At 62.4% G+C, this 18,126-nt stretch carries 12 protein-coding genes and 3 pseudogenes; 6 read left to right on the top strand and 9 right to left on the bottom strand.

The features are described from left to right. From Y708_RS22895 to Y708_RS28975, 3 genes and pseudogenes are all read left to right on the top strand, one after another. Nucleotides 1–531, top strand: a pseudogene (locus tag Y708_RS22895) (ATP-dependent DNA ligase); the annotation flags it as partial. 158 nt (nucleotides 532–689) lie between these two features. Next, nucleotides 690–1,343 (top strand): DUF6318 family protein, encoded by a 654-nt coding sequence (locus Y708_RS27345; RefSeq protein ID WP_051478606.1) that lies wholly within the window; start codon nucleotides 690–692, stop codon nucleotides 1,341–1,343. After that, a complete protein-coding gene (locus Y708_RS28975) occupies nucleotides 1,343–2,308 on the top strand; it encodes a hypothetical protein (RefSeq protein WP_155853692.1) in 966 nt (321 codons plus the stop codon). Before Y708_RS27345 ends, Y708_RS28975 begins: the two co-directional genes overlap by 1 nt. 85 nt (nucleotides 2,309–2,393) lie before the next feature. On the opposite strand, the gene ligD is transcribed toward Y708_RS28975, so the two are convergent. The 9 genes and pseudogenes from ligD to Y708_RS0104795 all read right to left on the bottom strand — a co-directional run bounded on the left by ligD (nucleotide 2,394) and on the right by Y708_RS0104795 (nucleotide 15,909). Next, nucleotides 2,394–3,416 carry a non-homologous end-joining DNA ligase gene (ligD, locus tag Y708_RS0104750; protein ID WP_028279041.1) on the bottom strand — a complete coding sequence of 341 codons (1,023 nt, stop codon included), beginning with the start codon at nucleotides 3,414–3,416 and terminating at the stop codon, nucleotides 2,394–2,396. Between the two features lie 434 nt (nucleotides 3,417–3,850). Continuing rightward, nucleotides 3,851–7,081, bottom strand: a complete 3,231-nt coding sequence (locus tag Y708_RS0104755; RefSeq protein WP_216699728.1) for an SIR2 family protein — start codon at nucleotides 7,079–7,081, stop codon at nucleotides 3,851–3,853. A gap of 133 nt (nucleotides 7,082–7,214) precedes the next feature. Next, nucleotides 7,215–8,759: a S8 family peptidase gene (locus Y708_RS30825; protein WP_253905689.1), complete on the bottom strand. Its 1,545-nt coding sequence runs from the start codon at nucleotides 8,757–8,759 to the stop codon at nucleotides 7,215–7,217. A gap of 935 nt (nucleotides 8,760–9,694) precedes the next feature. Continuing rightward, a complete protein-coding gene (locus tag Y708_RS0104765; protein ID WP_028279043.1) occupies nucleotides 9,695–10,651 on the bottom strand; it encodes an AAA family ATPase in 957 nt (318 codons plus the stop codon). 238 nt (nucleotides 10,652–10,889) lie between these two features. After that, nucleotides 10,890–11,243 (bottom strand): hypothetical protein, encoded by a 354-nt coding sequence (locus tag Y708_RS0104770; protein ID WP_028279044.1) that lies wholly within the window; start codon nucleotides 11,241–11,243, stop codon nucleotides 10,890–10,892. Between the two features lie 168 nt (nucleotides 11,244–11,411). Beyond that, nucleotides 11,412–13,330: pseudogene (locus tag Y708_RS22915) on the bottom strand (AAA family ATPase); the annotation flags it as partial. Nucleotides 13,331–13,985: 655 nt separating this feature from the next. Further along, a pseudogene (locus tag Y708_RS22920) lies at nucleotides 13,986–14,672 on the bottom strand (helix-turn-helix domain-containing protein); the annotation flags it as partial. Nucleotides 14,673–14,746: 74 nt separating this feature from the next. Then, nucleotides 14,747–15,586: an IS3 family transposase gene (locus tag Y708_RS22925; protein WP_081746476.1), complete on the bottom strand. Its 840-nt coding sequence runs from the start codon at nucleotides 15,584–15,586 to the stop codon at nucleotides 14,747–14,749. Continuing rightward, a complete protein-coding gene (locus tag Y708_RS0104795) occupies nucleotides 15,586–15,909 on the bottom strand; it encodes an IS3 family transposase (RefSeq protein WP_028279046.1) in 324 nt (107 codons plus the stop codon). Before Y708_RS0104795 ends, Y708_RS22925 begins: the two co-directional genes overlap by 1 nt. Before the next feature lie 556 nt (nucleotides 15,910–16,465). Here Y708_RS0104795 and Y708_RS0104800 point away from each other — a divergent pair. The 3 genes from Y708_RS0104800 (at nucleotide 16,466) to Y708_RS0104810 (ending at nucleotide 18,121) form a co-directional block, all read left to right on the top strand. Further along, nucleotides 16,466–16,801, top strand: a complete 336-nt coding sequence (locus tag Y708_RS0104800; RefSeq protein ID WP_028279047.1) for a PadR family transcriptional regulator — start codon at nucleotides 16,466–16,468, stop codon at nucleotides 16,799–16,801. Further along, nucleotides 16,798–17,757: a permease prefix domain 1-containing protein gene (locus Y708_RS27350; protein ID WP_051478608.1), complete on the top strand. Its 960-nt coding sequence runs from the start codon at nucleotides 16,798–16,800 to the stop codon at nucleotides 17,755–17,757. Before Y708_RS0104800 ends, Y708_RS27350 begins: the two co-directional genes overlap by 4 nt. Before the next feature lie 166 nt (nucleotides 17,758–17,923). Further along, nucleotides 17,924–18,121: a hypothetical protein gene (locus tag Y708_RS0104810; protein ID WP_028279048.1), complete on the top strand. Its 198-nt coding sequence runs from the start codon at nucleotides 17,924–17,926 to the stop codon at nucleotides 18,119–18,121. Nucleotides 18,122–18,126: the final 5 nt, after the last annotated feature.

Genomic DNA, 18,126 nt, shown 5'->3' on the forward strand with positions numbered 1-18,126 from the left:
TTCGAAGGAGCGGGTTTGGACGGCGTGGTCGCCAAACCGCTTGATGCCCCCTATGAGCCGGGCAAACGGCGGATGCTGAAGATCAAGCATCATCGGAGCGCCGACGTCGTTGTCCTCGGATACCGCGTGCACACCAGCGGGAGCGGCGTGGGTTCGCTGTTGGTGGGCCTATACGACGACGACGGCGAGTTGCGCAACGTGGGCGGCATCTCGGCGTTCACGGACAAGCGCCGCGTCGAGTTGGTCGACGAACTGTCGTCCGACGTGGTGCGCGATTCCGCCGGTGAGATGGTCCGTGGCGAGACCGACCGCAGCCGTTTTACTGGTTCGAAGGACGTTTCCTTTGTGCGGCTGCATCCGCGGCGGGTGGTTGAGGTGCGGTACGACCAGATGGAGGGTTCACGGTTTAGGCACACGGCGCAGTTCACGCGGTGGCGGACTGACCGTGAGCCTGAATCCTGCACCTTTGAGCAGCTCGAAGTGCCGGTGGCGTATGACCTGAGTGAGGTTCTAGCGTCGGCGACCCGGTGATCGGCGGAACCGGTGGCTTACCAAACCGGTGATCGACCAAGCGAGGAACGAGCGCGTGGAGATCCCCCCACCCCACTCCCTGTGGATAACCTAAGCGCCCAAATTCCGTCCGCGCTATTATGGTTTTCGATCAAGGTCTCAACCCTCAAGGAACGTATATGGCTCAGTTTCAAGCCGTCGGCACTCTTGCTTGTGCGGCCCTAGCTGCTTTGATACTCACTGGTTGTCAGGGCGGGGAAGCTGCCCCGGCGGATCCATCTTCATCGGCGCCTGCCAGCGGGTCTGCTTCTGCATCGGCCACAGCATCTGCATCACCCACCCCAGAAACGCCCGAACCCTCCCCCGCCTCAGCTGATGGGCCGGCGGTCAATATCCCGGTTCCGGAGAAGCCAGAGCTGACGGATGAGAACACCGCAGAGGGCCTTGAGGCATTCACCGAGTGGTGGTTTGAGCTGGTGAGCTACGGATACGTAATGAACGATATCGCACCAATGAACGCGGTAACTGACCCGGGATGTGGAACCTGCCAGAATATCCAGCAATCGATAAGCGAGGTTTACGCTGACAAGGGTTGGATGAGCGGTGGCGAACTAACTATCGACACGTTCGACACGAGCTTCGAAGAGACCCTCGATGGATCTATTGACTCATATGTGACGAACAAGCAGGCATCCATAAGTGTTTACAGCGCTTCCGGTGACCTGCTGAACGAGATCGACGCGATTGTCGATGAAGAAGCGAGCCTCACGCGCGCGTACTATGCGGATGGCTCATGGCTGATGGTCGACTACGGCTTGATTGGCGTCGACTAATGAGTAACTTAACCAGTCGGCTTTCCCCGATCCGCCAGTCAGTCGCCGTGCTGGTCGTCTTGTTCGCCATCCTGCTGCCAAATTCCAACGCGGTCCTCGCGCAAACGGAGGCGCCCAATCCGGGCATCAACAAAGATCGTATTGAAGCGGGTAACACGATTACTCCAGTTCCACAGCCTGTGGATGGTGAAATTCCCCCACAAGATTCGAGCCCTGATGTTGAGCCAGTAGTCTCGCCAAATATCACCTATACCTATGAGCGGGTTTGCCTTCAGGGTGTGGCCAACAATCTCGACCGGTGGGACTGCGTTCGTATCAACGCGATCTGTAATGCGGAGGATAACGGCGTACTCGTGGAATGGATTGCAATCGATTCCACGACAAGCCCCCCGACAGAAAGTCGAACTGGCAGTCGCTCTTGCCTCTACCCTGGGACCTCACCAGAGCCTCCAGGCGGCGGAGAAGTGGTGGAACCCGAGGTCATTGTGACTTTGGAGGATTTCCAAAGCCAGCCGATCCTGGCGGCTGAAATCGTCTCTGAACCCGCGAGCTTCGGTCTTCTCGGCGGACATAACAACGTCTACGCAAACGTCGATGAGCAAGAGTTCACATTCGACCTACTTGGCGACGAAGTGCAAATCCGTGCCTGGCCGGTCGGCTACGACTGGAATTACGGGGACGGAAACACCCGGACCACCCAGACTGCGGGCACCTCCGTGCCCGAAGTCGACTGGCTGTTCGTTGAAACACCCACCAGCCACGAATATGCAGACACCGGCGATTACAATCTTGTCCTCACCACTCGATTTGCCGGCGACTACTCGGTGAACGGAGGCCCGTGGCTGCCTATCGCTGGAGAGGCAACCGTGCAGTCCGAACCACACCTGATGAGTATCTGGAGATCAGACACCCGCCTTGTCGACGGAACCTGCGACGAGAATCCAAACGCTTGGGGCTGCGGCTAAACATCGCCGATCGTCCACGCGCCACACGCTTCCGGTGATCGACCAAATGCCCGCAAGGGCGTGCGTAGAGATCCAGTGACTACTACTACTCCTTCTTCTTGGCCCTGCTCGGCTGCACCCTGGGTGGCTCTCCCGGCATCTTGGGGTAATCGGGCGGAAACGGAAGTTCGCCAAGACCCGAATCCAGATCACGCTGCCACCAGCCGAGCAGTGCATCGATCGTCCCAGGCTTAGCGTGGAAGTTGCCCCATGGATCACCGGTAGTTTTCAGACGGTCGGGCACAGTGAGGATCGTAAACTTCTTTGGGTCTGCGTTTTCCAACTCATCCCACTCAATGGGACAGGAAACTGGGGCGTGTGCCAGCGCACGGGGGCTGTAGGCGCCGGCGATGGTTCGGTCGCGGTTGGCCTGGTTGAAGTCGACGAAGACTTTTTCGCCGCGCTCTTCTTTCCACCATGAGGTGGTGACGGCGTCCGGCATCCGCCGTTCCAATTCGCGCGCCGCGGCGATGACTGCGTGGCGTACGTCAAGGAACTCGCGGACGGGCTCAATGGGCGCGTAGACGTGCAGCCCGCGGTTGCCTGATGTCTTAATGAAAGCGTTCAGACCGGCTTCTTCAAGAACCTTCCTCAGCTCGATGGCGGCAGGGATGGCGTCGTCGAAATGGGTACCGGGCTGTGGATCGAGGTCAATGCGCAATTGGTCAGGATTGTCGGAGTCTTCGGCCCGGGACGGCCAAGGGTGGAAGACGATGGTGTTCATCTGTGCTGCCCAGACAGCCGCAGCCGGCTCGTCGATGACCAGCTGCGGGTGCGAGCGTGCGCTCGGGTAGATGACCTTGACTGAGCGGACATAGTCGGGAGTGCCTTTGGGCGGGTTCTTCGAAAAGAACTGCTCGCCGTCGATATTTTCGGAGAAGCGCTGCAGTGCGACAGGTCTATCACCGTTGGCGGCAACGAACGCCTCCCCCACAGTTGCAAGATATTTGGCCAGATCGAGCTTGGTGATCCCCAGTTCCGGCCATAACACCCGACTTGGACTGGAAATACGCACGTCGCGCGTGCCATGGGGACCGTCGACGGACAGGGTGGTTGCCTCGGATGCCATGGGTACAACTTACTCCGGTGCTTGCATTCTGGTAGTCGCTTACAGTCGCGTCCAGGCCGGCACCAAACCGCCGGGGACTCCCCAACTTCGATACTCCGGCTGTGCTTGCGGCGTGTGAAGGGGCGGATGCAAAAGGCATCCCAGGCAAAGAAAAACCGCCCCGCAACCGGGATACTTCGCAGTGCTGGAGCGGTTTTCGTATGTCGGGATGACAGGATTTGAACCTGCGACCCCTTGACCCCCAGGTAGCAGGATGAGCCCTCTTGGCGGACCTGACCAGGGTTTTTATGTTTCAGGAGATGACAGCGAACGTCATATTTTGCATGGATTGCAGGGCGTTGGTCACTTCGTTGGTCCACTTCCGTGGAAGACCCGTGTGGATCGCGCTATCCGTGTCAGGCGACAAGCCGCGTCTCGATGCACACCATACGTCACTACCCGCGGCCCATCACTGCGAGGGCGAGTGCAGCCGCATCGCCCGACGTCCTCGAGACGCGTTCAAGCAGTGGACGCAAGCGGTCGCGCGCATCTGCCCATCTCTCCGTCCAGCTGTCCCTGGCGCTATCAGCATCGACTCGCGCGATGGCGGCGTTGAGTACCGCCGCGTCCAGGTCATCCGCGAGAGTAATGAACCGCTCTATTCCTGCCAGATCATGTTTCTGCGGCTTCGTAATCGCCGCCACCAGTTCGTCAAGCATTTGGTTGAGCCATCGGATCGCCGCATCACGATCGATACTTGCCATCGCCTCTACATCTGCGGTGATTACGCCCCATCCTGATCCGGCTGGAGCGTGAACCTGCACGCGCACCCCCTTATGTATCGAACGCACCGCGAGGTCCGGGTACTGCTTCACGAGAGCGGAAGGGAACGGTTCGATGTCGTTCTCATGTTCTTCGAGGAACCCGCGCACGACACCGGCGCCTCGCTCTCCCCCACACAGGTTGCGAAGCAGATGTACGATAGCACCGACGGGACGACCTTCTGGCCATCCCTCTTGCTGCGCTTCGTCGACGACGCGCAGGAGCCAGTCGGTAGACAAACTGGTTGCGATCTCGTCCGTGATGTCAGTCGACAGGTACGACAGCCAGCCGAGCAGCATGTCGAGATTGTGGAGCTGGTATTTCTTCTTCCGTTCCAGCGACTGCGTAGCAACAATCCAGTCAACCTTCTGCATCTCTGCGAGAACAGTCGCAGCGAGCTCACGAAGGGCTGGCTCCGTAGCGTTCATGAAGGCGGAGCGAGCAGCGTCTGACTCGTTGGGCTCGCGTTCATCATCGTCTTCATCAGCGTCGCGCGCTGACGGGACATTTGCGAGCATCGCCACGAGAATCATCGTGCCGAATACCCAGTCCCCGAAGTTGCTCGCTGCATCCGCGAGGTCTCGCTCCATCGTCTCACGTATCTCGCCGGCACACGCCTCAAAAACTGTCTTTGCCGTACGAGGGGCGATAGAAGCGAGCGCATCTATTAGGTCATATACCTCGAACGGATGTGATCGCGAGTCCCGGTCCGACAGCCAGTGAGTCAGGTCCTCGGTGTCGATACCGCTCTCGAACTCGTCACTCCAGGCAAGCAGGTTGCCGTTTCGCCAGTCTGGGCAGAGTTCTTGGATGACGTGTGTCCAGTCCATCGCTGACCCGCGGCTCCCGGCGACGGACAGCCGCTCGGCGATCACCCTGGCCGGGGTGGCATCACGAACTCGTTCGTAGGCAGTTTCGTGATTCGAACGAAGCCCGCTCAACATCCATCGATAGCCGTTGGCCTCTTCAGCGGTCAGGTTCGGGAGCCACCCGATCATGCTGCTTGCAAGCTCGTCTGCAGCTGCATCGGGTAGTTTGCGCAGCCATTCCGAAGACCAGAGGAGGTTGAGTGCCACGCCGCGGTCTCTACCGGGCTTTGCTGCGAGACACTGGCGAAGCAGACTTGCAGACACTTCCTCGTCGAGGATTGAGCTGGCCCATCGGTGGCGGTAGACGTCGATCCGGTCGAACACTCGAAAGAGCCAGAACTTGCCCGCGACATCGATATCGTCGTCGAGCAGGGCTGCGCGCACGCAAGCTCGCACTGTCTCCCCGATCTCGGCCGTTTCGCGTTGTCCGAGGTTCTGCAAAGCGCGTTCAGCGATCCGGATATGTGACGCGCGGATGCGGCCGTCATGTTCGCGGATGAGTTTCTCATTGGTCAGAAGCAACAGCGCGCGGTCGATGCGATCCACTTCCAGTGCACCGTCGGGACAGAAACGGGCGCTCGCCTGCCTCGCCGCTACTGAGGCAAGCTCTCCCCGCGTCACGCCTGCATCGCGAGAGGTCATCTGCGCCGTGCAGATAAAGGCCAGCACGAGCGCCGCATCCTCGTCTTCAACTGCCCGATCCAGCGCGCCGATAATGCGACGCTCACCACCGGATGCCACGAACATGTAGAGCCACGGCTCTGTAGCCGTGCGCGCCGCGAGGTCGAGTCGCTGCTCGGGAGTATCGGAGAATACCGACCATCGCACCCGGTCATCGAGCTGCGATAGCAACGGGGCAACTGTGTCGATGTTGGATCGGCAATAGTCGTCGAGAACTCTTATCGCCTGAGCTGCGAGAAGCGTCTCATCGTCCCGCGTCTCCAGCCGTTCTGTCGAGATCAACAGGACCGCGTGGGTGTCGTCAACGGACGATTCAAAGTCAGCAACCACCCCTCTCTCGATGGCCTGGGCATCGTCGACGACCGCAAGCACAGGACCTGTCAGGCGCCGGAACTCTTCAACATCGGCCGTCGAAGCAACTCCCGCCTGCTTCAGTTCGACAACTTTCCAGCCGTCGCGGTTGAGTCGACGAGCAGCGTGAAAAGCGGTAACGGACTTTCCGGTACCGCTCGAACCCGACAAAGTCGCGAACCGTGAAGCCAGCAACCGCTCCGCAAGCCTCGGAGCAGCCGGCAACTCGGGGCACGCATCCACATCTGTCGGACGAAGGCGCTCTCCTCGCAGCGCTGCCAGGAAGCTCCTGCTCCGTAGAAACGTGACGTATTTCCATCCACTGAGAGGGTCGGGCGGCGCGAGTTGTGAGGCAAAAGCTGCCAGGGCCAAATCAGCATTGCTCGCGACCGCCCCATCGCCAGTGGCAGACGGCCCGACTCGAACAACAGGCCATCGCTTCTCTAGCGGCGCAAGCAACGATTCGACGACAGCCGCATCGCTGCCGCTATACCCGAGCACCATGAGTGTCCGGGGCCGGTCCGAGAACTGGACGACGCGGTCGAGCACCTCGGACGGGACCTGGCCATCCTCGTCTGGGAGCACCCAGTTGTCTTCTGGACGAGCGGCGTCTCCGTGTGGCTTGTGAAGGAGCCCCGTTGGCAATCCAACTCCGTACATACGCTCGTGAGCTCGCTCAAGGCAGGTGTCCCAATTGTAGGAGACCACCTCTTCGACGTGTCCGGTGTTCACAAGACGAGCGAGGTCGAAATGCGCACTCGACGGTTCCCGGTCAGCGTCAAGTGCAGCGAAGGCTGATTGGAAGGACTGCCTGACGAGAGAAAACTCTCGAACAAACTGCCACCCGACCTGAAGTGTGTCGGGATCTGACGACAGAATCTCCTTCGCGCTTCCTGTGGCGTTCGTACGTGCACGTAACTCTGCGAGAGCTTCGGGGACGTCCTCGATTCCCTGCCAGAGCAACGGCGGAAGCTGCGCTGTCATTGGGTATCCGCCGGCAGACAGGCCGGCGCCAACCACCACAAAGGCACCAAACGAACGGATCATTCCGACCGCGTGCGCCAGCTGTTCGTCCACCTGAGTAGCGAGCGTCGTTCTAGCCATTCCCCTGCACTCTCTCGCGCACACGATCAGCAACGCGCTGTCGGAGCTGCGCGTGAACCTCATCATGAATGGTCGTCGAAGTCTCCTCGGCCGTTTCGACGGAGACGACGAGCGCGTAGCGTACGGTCTTCCCAGCTTTAAGACGCTGGGCGTCATCCATGCACTCCACGTGGATTGGGAATACATCGCCGTCGCCGAAGACCATCGCTCGAGTGCCTTGCACGATCTCGTGCTGGAGGCTCCCCCGTCTCACTGAGTTGTACTCGGCGTCGGTGCGGTCTCCGCCGACGAGGTCAGTGTTGGGCGTGGCGAAGTAGACCTTGGCACCTCGATACCTGGTGAGCTGACCAACGGTGGGAACCATGTACGCAAGGGTGATCGTGAAGCGGTGCCATTCCGCTCGCGCACGGAGGGATGGCGGCAACGGCAGCTCGAAGGTGTGGCGCTGATTTCGCGCGATCAGTCCCCCGGCGACGAGTACGGCCCTGTTTGTCGCGGCGGTTTCTAGCCGGTCGGTATCAAGCCGCCCGTATCCGAGAAGCGCCGTCAGGTGACGACGGGCCTGTTGATTGGAGAGGCCGAGTTCGTGGCGGACTCTCGATTCCCATTCGCCCCAGCTGCTTGCGTGGGCGAGGAGGGCACGTACGAGGAGCGGGTGGTACTGCGGATCAGGCAGCGGAGCGTCCCCGGCGTCGGCTGCGCCGGCTTCGAGAACATCGAACAGTCGGCTGGCTTCGCGGGTCACCAATGCGGTGGCGTTGCTAGTGCCGACGGTAAAGACAGTGTTGTTGGTCGCGCCAGCTCGTCCAGGAGCCGCGACCTGGAGACCAGGGCCTGTGATCGCTGTCTTCGCAAGTTCGATGGCAACTGTTTCCTCGCCGGGACGGGTGACCGGCCGCGTGTAAAGCGCCCTACCTCCGACGTGGTGAAGGTCCGGCTTGACGGAGCGGTCAACACCGGGACCTGTCGCGCCGTAGTGAGCGGGAGCGCCAGGATGGGTAACGTCCCACACTGTATCGGGCACGTCGATGTCTCCGAGCCCGTCGTCATGTGTGGCACCGACGGTCAGTGCGTTGAGCGAATCTCCTGGCGGCAGGATGCCTCGCAGGAGTGTGGCGTCGTAAACGGAGCGAGCTACGGCCGACCTTGCGGTGCCGGGAGTGCTAGCCGCGTCGGTGGGAATGGTGATCGGGTCGAGGTGGTTTCCAGCGCTGACGACGAATAGCAGGTTGTAGGAATGGGCGAGCCAATCGAGCAGACGCCCCACCGGGCTCATCCTTCGCACGAGCGCCCTGGATTGCGCGCCGATGGAAAGGTTGACGATTCGAACGCTGGGTGCGGCGGCCTCTCGGCCCTCGCCTCCCTCGGCAATGCGCTTGATGGCCTGGTGGAGCAGGTCGGTAAGCAGTCGATTGGGAAGGATCTGCTCGTGCCCTGCGGCGAACTCGTGGGGCCGCATGATGGGCCGCACATACAGTGGTCGGTCCAGAGGTTCACCGTCTGCGGAGAGGTCGCCGTGGATGATGAGCGAAGCCATCGCGGTTCCATGATTACGAGCAGACAGCGGGTAGTTCTCGCCGAGTCCATCGGGATCGTCCACGAGCAGCCTGCCAGTGAGAGCATCGTGTTCTGAAACGGCAGCCCGTCCAGCAGCGCGATCCGAGGGAGACCCTCTACTCGATCTCCTGGAGCAAGTCGAACCTCGGCGACGGGTTCGAGTGTGGCCGGCGCGACACTCATCGGTGTGAACGGGCTGACGAACATAACCTCGTCAGTAGTGAGCAGCCGGATCGATGCCGCGCCATCGTTCAGCACGGAATGAACTTGCTGGATCGGAAGCTCCGCCAGTAACGCGTGATAGCCGATGTCGCCGATCTGGGAATGATCGAGGATTCGCCCACCGTTCGCGGTGACGGTCTGCTCTACGTTGGCCTGGGCGGTAGCGCGCTGCGCGGCATCGCGGCGGTACCATAACTCGACTTCGACCATGACCTTGCTGACGGACTGGCCGATCATGTCTAGGGTTTCCTGCCACTGCTCGCGCAGGCCTGTCTCGCGGATGCGGTCCTCCGGTCCCCACCGCCGAATCGCGGTCAACTGTTGAAAGGCCGACTTGAACTTCCCCAGCCCACGCTCGAAAGAAGCTGTTGGGTCTTGCTGCCATAGGGCGAACAGCCGTAGCAGTTCTCCAATCGCCTTGGCGTTTGACATCACGAGATAGAGGGAGTGCGAGATTGGCTTCTCCGTGCGGCCCGTCTCTCGCTCGGTCATATGGAAGTCGTCATCTGGATCTGATCGGTCTCCGAGCAGTTCGGACAGAAACTCCAAGCCGTCGATCTTGTCGATCGCATTGCGGAAGTCCTTGATGCTGCCTGCAAGGTCGAAGACAACCACCAGGGCTGGATCGACCTCGTCGGGGCCGGTCAGCGACGACTGGCGGACCGAAAGCCAGTAGCGGACGGCGCTCCGCGGTCAAGCCGTTGCCTGACCGCGCCTGTGCTCAAGACGTTCCTGCACGATCCGTCGCAGGTTGCTGTCCGGCAGCTCCAGCACCGCTCGGCGCCGCACATCAAGCGCGAACTCTTCCAACTCGGAGTAGCTCGCACCGGCGAGTTTGTCCGCCAAAGTACGCGGAGCAAAGCCGAGGTCACCGCCCAGCCGGGCGGCCAGCCGTTCGAGGAACACAGTTGCCTCTGAGCGGCTGGGCGGTTCGAGCTCTGCGCGAATCTGGAAACGCCGCCATGCTGCGCGGTCGAGCAACTCGCTGTGGTTGGTCGCGCCGATGAACATTACGTGCGCCGGCAGTCGGTCAATTTGGAGCAACAATGTGGATACGACGCGCTTGATCTCGCCCGTCTCGTGCTGGTCTGAGCGTTCCTTGGCGATCGTGTCGAGTTCGTCGAAGAACAGCACACAACGGCGAGTGCGTGCGAACTCGAAGGCGTTGTCGAGCCTGGCAGCCGTCTCGCCAAGGAAACTCGAGACAACGCCTTCGTAGCGGATCACATAGAACGGGAGCATTAGTTCGGAGGCGACAGCTTCCGCGACGCTAGTCTTCCCATTTCCAGGGGGGCCAGACAGCAGAAGTCGGTTTCGCGGCTCGATTCCGTAGCTGCGCAGCAACTCAGCGCGCTTCTGCTCCTCGATCAATTCCATTACGACCCGCCGCGGAACCGGTGCGAGTTCGATGTCCGCCAGACGACGGTTGGGGACGACTTCGTGAACTAGATCGCGAATCGCCGTAGCTCGGTCGTCACGGACGTGGCTCTGGCCGGTCGTGGTAATGATCTCCGAAAGACGGTCGGCGACCAGATGATGCTGGTTCGCGCGTTCCTCCGCGATCACTGCCTCTACGAGAGTTCGAAACCGATCCCGGTCACCGCTGCGTTCGGCCTCGACGAGATCGAGAAGTAAGTCCGCGCGCGCCATCGCTCCCCGCCCTTTGCTCGTGTGCCATCACCTGATCACATTCTATCGCCGACGGTGCCGAGGATATCTATCCACGCCGACACCGCGGATAGGTCCGACCTGTGGAGGAAGCCTCGGCCGGAAATACCCACTGCCACACCCGGTTCGGTAAAGCCATCTGCATCGTTCCACGGCGCAGGGGTCTTGCGCTATCAAACGTCTGGCTCGATACGGCAAATCGCAACAAAGCACCTGCGCCCTATTCCCGCCTAAACGGAACGAGCCTTGCTCGCGTACCGGCGCGCAACGCAATCGCTTCACGACCGCGAACACGCATCAGCAGGGCGAGGCTGATCGGTCCCATGACGATGAACTTCATCGCGTTCCACACGAACAAAAGCACAAGCAGGTTGAGCCAGCCCGGTCCGCCATCACTGGCCAGGTTGCTGCAGCAGCTCGCGGCCATCAGGTAGGGCGCGGCGAGCAGCATCGCGGGGATGCCCCATTTGAGGCCTCGTCGGGTGCGGATGGCGTCGAGGAGGATGTTGGTGGGCATGTAGCGACGCAGGAAGTAGCGGGTGCGGACGCTGAGGGCCCAGAGTAGTCGGATCATGGAAGGCAGTCCTCTCGTTAGGTTCGGTAGCGAACAACTCCCTGAGAGGGCCTTCCGCCGGGGCGGGGCCATACCGTCAAAACGATCGACGGCGCAAAATAACGAGCTACCTCGCCCGCTAGACTACGCCGCTCCCCCGACAGCAGGAAAGGGCTCCGGACGGAGTGATCACCTGAGACTCGGCAGCTGTCGCTCCGGCCCTCGCCTATACGTCTGGGGCACCCTCTCCCCTGTGGAGACTTGGCGAGCTTGCTCGAGTGCCCGTCGCGCACGGTCGGCATCGATCTTCTGCACATCGTCGGTCGGGTCTGGCCCCAGCGGTGCTGCGTCGTTGACGACGTATCGGTCACGGTACGCGGCAACGGTGCGGGCCTGGTTTCGCCAGACGGCTGCCTTCTTCGAATCAGATGGCGCGGCGCCGAGTCCGGTGAGCCACGGTTCAAGGTCGGCGATCGCGGTGTCGAGGACGGCGTTGGCGCGTTGCACGATGAGGTCGCGCCGTTCGGCGAGCGCTTGCCGCATGTGGGCGCTCATGGCGCCGGCGGCTTCAGGGATGAGCCCTGCGATGAGGCGCGGCGCCTTGCGGGTGCGGCCAGATCCTGCCGGGCGCAGGGTCGCGGCGGCGATCCGGTGGTGAAGTATCGAGGCGATGTCGTCCGCGTCTGTGAACCCTCGCGCGCGCACGAGGCGTGGCAGCAGAATGTCGAGGTCGTGATGGTTGGCTTCGGCCCGGCGCAGCTCTGCGGTGAAGGCTCCGAAGGATTCTGAGGTGATCGCGTCTTCTGCTTGCTCGCTGGTGAGTCCGGATGCTCGCACGAGAGAGGCCCACCGGTCCTGTTGAGCTGCGGCTGCGATCGTCTCGTATTCGGCAGCGAGTTGCGCTATCGACCCCCACTGCTCGTGTTCGGCGGTGATGGTCTCGTGGGCGGAGAGTTCGGCGCCGACATGGTGCAGCACTCCGTAGAGCACGCTCCGCGCGGTCGCCTCCGCGTTATCGGCCGGATGCGGGCCCTCATGTGAAGCATCGGGCCTGTCGGTTGCGACGTAAGCGATGTTCGACTCCCGGCCCCGGGTCAGCGCAACATACAAGTTCTCCCGAGTCATGGTCTGGTCGACCAGCACGTGGGCGCTGTCGGTGGTGATGCCCTGCGCCCGGTAGGAGGTGACCGCATAACCGAGGTCGAGACTCTCAGCCACATAACTTGCCGGGAGGACCACCGATCCGCCCCACTTCAGTCCGGCGCGGCGGAGGGTCAGCGAGCCGTCATCGCGGACATTGGTGACCGTCCATCTGTCGCCGTTGCGAACCCAGGACCGTCCCGCACGTAGCCGGCGGTCGTTGCGGCGGGTGATGACGGTGTCGCCGGATGCCGCTCGTGTGCCGTCGTGGAGTTCCACTTCACGCCGAGCGTTAACGGTGCCGTCAAGGATCAGGTCCGTGCGGGCCCGCGTGTTGAGCGCGATGACGGATTCGTTGGAGTCGGCAACCAGCACAGTCGCCCGGCCCGCGAGCATGTCGGTTCGCCACGCTGTGTAGGCAGCGTCGATCATCTCCTCTGTTGCGCCGCCGCGAACCCGGTCGTGGTCGGCGTACACATCGATGGCTTCGGTGCGGCCGTGGCGGAGGTCAAGGGACGCGGTCTTCTCCCGGTGTGGGTGAAGCGGTGCACGTCGACCAGTTCAGGAGCATCCGGCCGGTCATGCACGAGGAGTGCGAATGCGCCACCGGCATCGATAGATTGGAGTTGGGCGTAGTCGCCCACGATGAGCACTTTCGCGCCGGCATCGGCGGCCAGGTGGGTGATGCGGTCCAGGGAGACGGTGCCCGCTAGGGATGCTTCGTCGATGATCACCAGCTGTCCGCGAGCAAAAGTGATGCCGTGTAGGAGGTGGTTCTGCCACCATTTGGCGGTGTTCTCCGTCTCGATACCGAGGTCATCGGCGAGAACCTGCGCGGCCACCGCAGACGGGGCAAGCCCGACGACAGAACCCCTGCCGTGCTCGTCTTCCCACGCCCGCCGCAATGCCGACATCGCCGTCGTCTTCCCCGCCCCAGCAGGCCCAACGAGGACGTCGACCACACGCCCGCACGGACGCCTCATCGAGGTCAGCCCATCGCGGTTCACCGGTATTCACCAATGCCTCCGTTCCTTGCAGTAACTACTGCGTCATATCCGCTGGGGCCCTTCGCCATGTACGAGGCTTTCCCCCGCTCGGACTACTACGGCCCCTCCGCCCCATCGCACGTCGATCGACGGACAACACGCCCACCCGACCCCGCACCCCTGGCTGGGATGCGATGCCGGGAGACCCACGATGGTTCCCACGTTCACTGTTTACCGATTGGCAGGTTAGGTGCCCAGCTATGCTCCTGCGATATCGCCACGGCTACGCCGTAGGCCTTCACCATGGCCTCGAATGCCAACGACCTTAATCGACATTCAAGTTCCCACCCCGTAATGAGGGGGTGGTGCGCATCGCAGACCAGCCCATATCCACCGAATTTGAGCTGGCGGGAGACTTGAGAAGCTTTTAACACCGGTTCCTCTCGTACACCTTCCTGCCTTGCTTGCCGGACCCGACCCATTCGGTAGTGCTGGTCCGTCCCGGCGTTGTCGGGGCTGCTCTCCACCCTTCCCGGTGTTTCCCCAGGTCAGGCTGCCCCCAGCTTCATCATGCTGCTACGACAGCACAACGGCGAAGGTCTTCCACCTCCGCTCGGTAAAACAGCGCCTCGTGGCGCACCAGATCGCCTTCCCAATGCCCCGGGACCGCGCGATCCGCGGCCTCGGCGGGGCGCTCACTGAGGACGACACCGGCGGTGACGTGCCCGTGCGGCTTGTTCCGCGACCGCGCCCGAGGCTCCCGCAGCGCACGGCCGGTGCGCAGACACGTGACCAGCTCCCGCTTGAGGGCACCGCGTCCCTCGATGAACAGCGACTGATAGATTGCCTCATGGCTGATGCGCATGGACTCATCATCAGGGAAGTCGACCCGGAGCCGGTGCGAGATCTGCTCCGGACTCCACGCTATCGCCCACCTTCGGTCCTGCCGGTGCGGCTTGTTCAATCCCTTCCACGCGGGAGTCCCAGGCCCCGCGACAATCGCGCCGTCGGGTCGGCGGACACTCCCGACGAGCCGTTCCTGAACGTACTCACGCAACCTGTCGTTACCAACGAGCTTCGCTGTCTTCGGCCGCTTCGCAGCCTGCTGCGCCTTCCACTGCGCCACCAGAGCCCGGTAGACCTGCTTGCCGCTCCTGGTCGCCGCGTTACGACGCAGCTCGCGAGAGATCGTCCCCGGGTCGCGTCTGACCCGACGGGCGATCTCGCGCACGCCGACCTCCTGCGCGCGCAACAGTGCGATCTCCTCCCGCTCGGCGAACGACAAGTAACGGCCCGTGGGCTCGTCAAGACTGATCGGCGGCATGCCGCCAGCGTGACGGAACCATTGGGACCCCACCGGCCACGACACACCAACAGCCGCCGAGACCTCCGCCGTCGTCACGCCCGACGCGATAGCCCGCCAGAAATCCCGCTGCACCGCACGAGACGCCTCGGGCCGGCCCGGTGAACGCATCGGCGGTCGCAACGCCCGATCCGCTGCCCACTGCCGCCGCGCACTTGCCGGCACTTCGAGCATCTGCTTCTTGCCATGTCCCATCGCAAACCTCCTCGATCGAGGTGTTGCGACGACCAATTGAATCCGCCAACCGAGCCGGCATCGGTGTGATGCGTGAGGCCGGCGAACCCGGCGACTCCCTCGCGTCGCCTCGTCCAGAGCGCCATCTCGAGACAGTCCAGTACGAGTGGCGTCGTCATTGAGGTGGCGGCTCGCCAGCCGAGGATGCGTCGGGAGTGCGCGTCGAACACGAACGCGACGTAAACCCACCCGGGCCACGTCCAGACATACGTGAAGTCCGCGACCCAGAGCTGATCGGGGCGGAACCGAGCGAAGTGCCGGTCGACGAGGTCAGCCGGTCTGGTCTCCCGCGGATCCGCGTCGACCGGGCGCTTGCGACGTCCACGGACCACACCGGCGATCCCCAGCTCCCGCATGAGCCGTTCGACCGTGCAGCGGGCGATGTCGTGCCCTTCGCGACGCAATCTGAGCCAGAGCTTGCGGGCGCCAAGTACCTTCCGCTGCTTCTGCCATGGTGCCAGGATGATCGGCTTCCACCGTTCGTCCGACAGCTCCCGCACCGACGGGGTTCGCCCTCGGGCGTCGTAGTAGGTCGATGGGGCGATCTTCACGTCGTGCTGGGTGAGCACGGCGCAGATCGACTCGACACCCCATCGCAAGCCACCATCGGAGCGGTCCTTGTGCTGATCGATGAACGTCACTAACGCAGGTGTGGCCGGTCGAGTTCGGCCGCGAAGAAAGCCGAAGCTGCCTTCAAAATTTCGTTCGCCCGCCGCAGCTCGGCGTTCTCCCGCTTCAGCTTCTTGATCTGCGCCTGCGTGTCGGTCGTGACACCGGGCCGGTCGCCGGTATCGACCTGCTGCCGGCGGATCCAGGTGCGGATCGTCTCCGGGGAGCCGATGCCGAGCATCCCGGCCACGGCGGTCATCGCCTGATACTCGCTCGGATAGTCGGGCCGCACCTCGGCGACCATACGGACAGCGCGCTCACGAAGCTCTCGCGGGTATTTGCTGGGACGTCCCATGAGACAGATCCTTCCAAGGAATCCTCCCTCCGGACACACCGGGGTGACTCAATCAGCTGGACGGGCGGGAGGAAGGACTTCGGTTGGGAGATCTCACCGGCACGTTCACGATCGAACTTCCATGTCGGCTTCCTGCTGACAGCGGTCGCTTGGGCCGGGTTCACCCTATTTATCCGTAGTCAGAAATCCCTCGGTTTTTGATCGTGAGAATGACACTCCGGCTGGTGGGATGCGTTCGCTCGCCCAGCACCGCGCGTAGCCTCGCCTCGGGCGCCCCTAACGCACGGCGACCTGTTGTTGGGGTCCACGGAGATGATCTTCGACGATCGCCTCGTGGTTCATCTTTCGCTCGTAGTCGAAGCAAAGCTTCGACGCGCCTGCAGGGCACGGCTTAGTTAGGGGCGGCAATCGTGCACAGGTTCATCCTGATTCCCGGCCACGTCCTGCTCGTCCTGCTCTGGGCTCTGGCGGTTCATCTCCTGACTCTTTTCGATTTGTCGTAGGTTCAGGAAGTGATCGGCTTGCTATAGTGTGTGATGCACAGTATCGTGTACCTGTGTTGAATGAAGAAGCGCTCGCCACCCATCGCCAGGAACTGCGGCGGGGAACGATCGTTCTCGCCTGCCTATTGCTACTGAGTCGGCCGAACTACGGCTATGCGCTGCTTGACGCGCTGGAGAAATCCGGGTTCGAAGTCGACGCCAACACCCTGTACCCGCTTCTGCGCCGGCTCGAGAAACAGGGCCTTCTGACCAGCGAGTGGAACACAGACGATTCCCGGCCGCGCAAGTTCTACGCAACGAGCAAGGAGGGTGCCGCTCTTGCCGACACCCTGAAGCGGGACTGGCATGCCCTGGACACAGCGTTTCTCTCTCTGAAGGATGAATCATGACAGCGACGTCTTCCCCTACTGACCGCTACGTCGCGGCAACCCTCCGCAGCCTGCCGGAGCGGCAGCGCCAGGACATCGAGGCAGAGTTGCGCGCGCTCATCGCCGACGCCATCGACGACCGGCGTGAAGCAGGCGTGGACGTCGATGTCGCGGAGCGGCAGGTACTCATAGAACTCGGTGCGCCGGCGCGCCTTGCCGCGAGCTACACCGACAGATCCCTGCACCTGATCGGCCCTGAGTTCTATCTCGACTACGTCCGCATACTCAAGGTGCTGCTGTCCACCCTCGTTCCCGTGTGGTTCGTCATCTTTGCGCTGGTGACATTCGCCGACGGCTCCCCCGCCGCGGTCGCCTTCGGCGCAGCGCTATACAGCGCACTTGGGACAGCGATGTCCATCGCGTTTTTCACCACGCTCGTCTTCGCCATCATCGAGCGCGTGTCGGCGGTGCGCACGAAGCGCAGAGCCAACTGGGATCCGTCGTCCCTGCCCGAGGTGCGCGACAGCCGCGGCTACTTCAAAGAGTTGATCGGCGGCGTCGTTTTCCTCGCGGTCATCGTGGTCGCACTCGTGCTCACCGAGACCCTTGGCACCGTCGAGGGCCCGGAGGGTGCCGAGATTGGCCCCATCGCTTCGGGCTTGTGGGAGTCGGGCCTCTTCTACATCGCTCTGCTGATTGCAATCGCCAGTATCGCCTTCCATCTTCTTTCCTATTACACGGGCTGGTCGACGTCGAACGCGATCGCGAACACAGTTTTCGTCGTACTCTTCGCTGTGCCAGCCATCTGGCTCGCCGCCAGTGGCCGCCTCCTCAGCGAAGACTACTTCCGTGCCGTTGGCTGGCCCGAAGGGGCGAACGTCATCGCGGTTGTGGTGATCGTGGTCGTCATTCTGCTCACTGCCAGCGACGCCGTCGGCGGATGGGTACGGGCGAGCAAGAAGAGGCGTACGCGCTAAAGGCGGATTGGGAGGCGGACTTCTCCACGCACATCCACACTCCACGCACATCCACACTCCTCGCACCAACCGCCTCGCGCCGGAGGAGTTTTCCTGAGGTAGAGGTAGACAGCCCCGTCGTTCTGGGGTCTGGCAAATGCCGCGGAGGAAAACATGGGTTGGCCGCATGACGACAACTCGCCGGCCATGGTTCCTCACTCTTGCAGCGGTCGCGACGCTCAGCGGGTGCTCGCTCAGCCTCGAGCCTGTCGACCCTGCGATCGAAGAGTTGATGAGGGATGACGCGCTCGCCAGCAACACGCCCGGCTTCCTGATGACCGTGAAGCAGACCGGGTGTTCGGGGAAGCAGACGGCCGCTGGCTGAACATG

The sequence above is a fragment of the Arthrobacter sp. H5 genome, assembly GCF_000520595.1.
Taxonomy (GTDB): Bacteria; Actinomycetota; Actinomycetes; order Actinomycetales; family Micrococcaceae; genus Arthrobacter_D.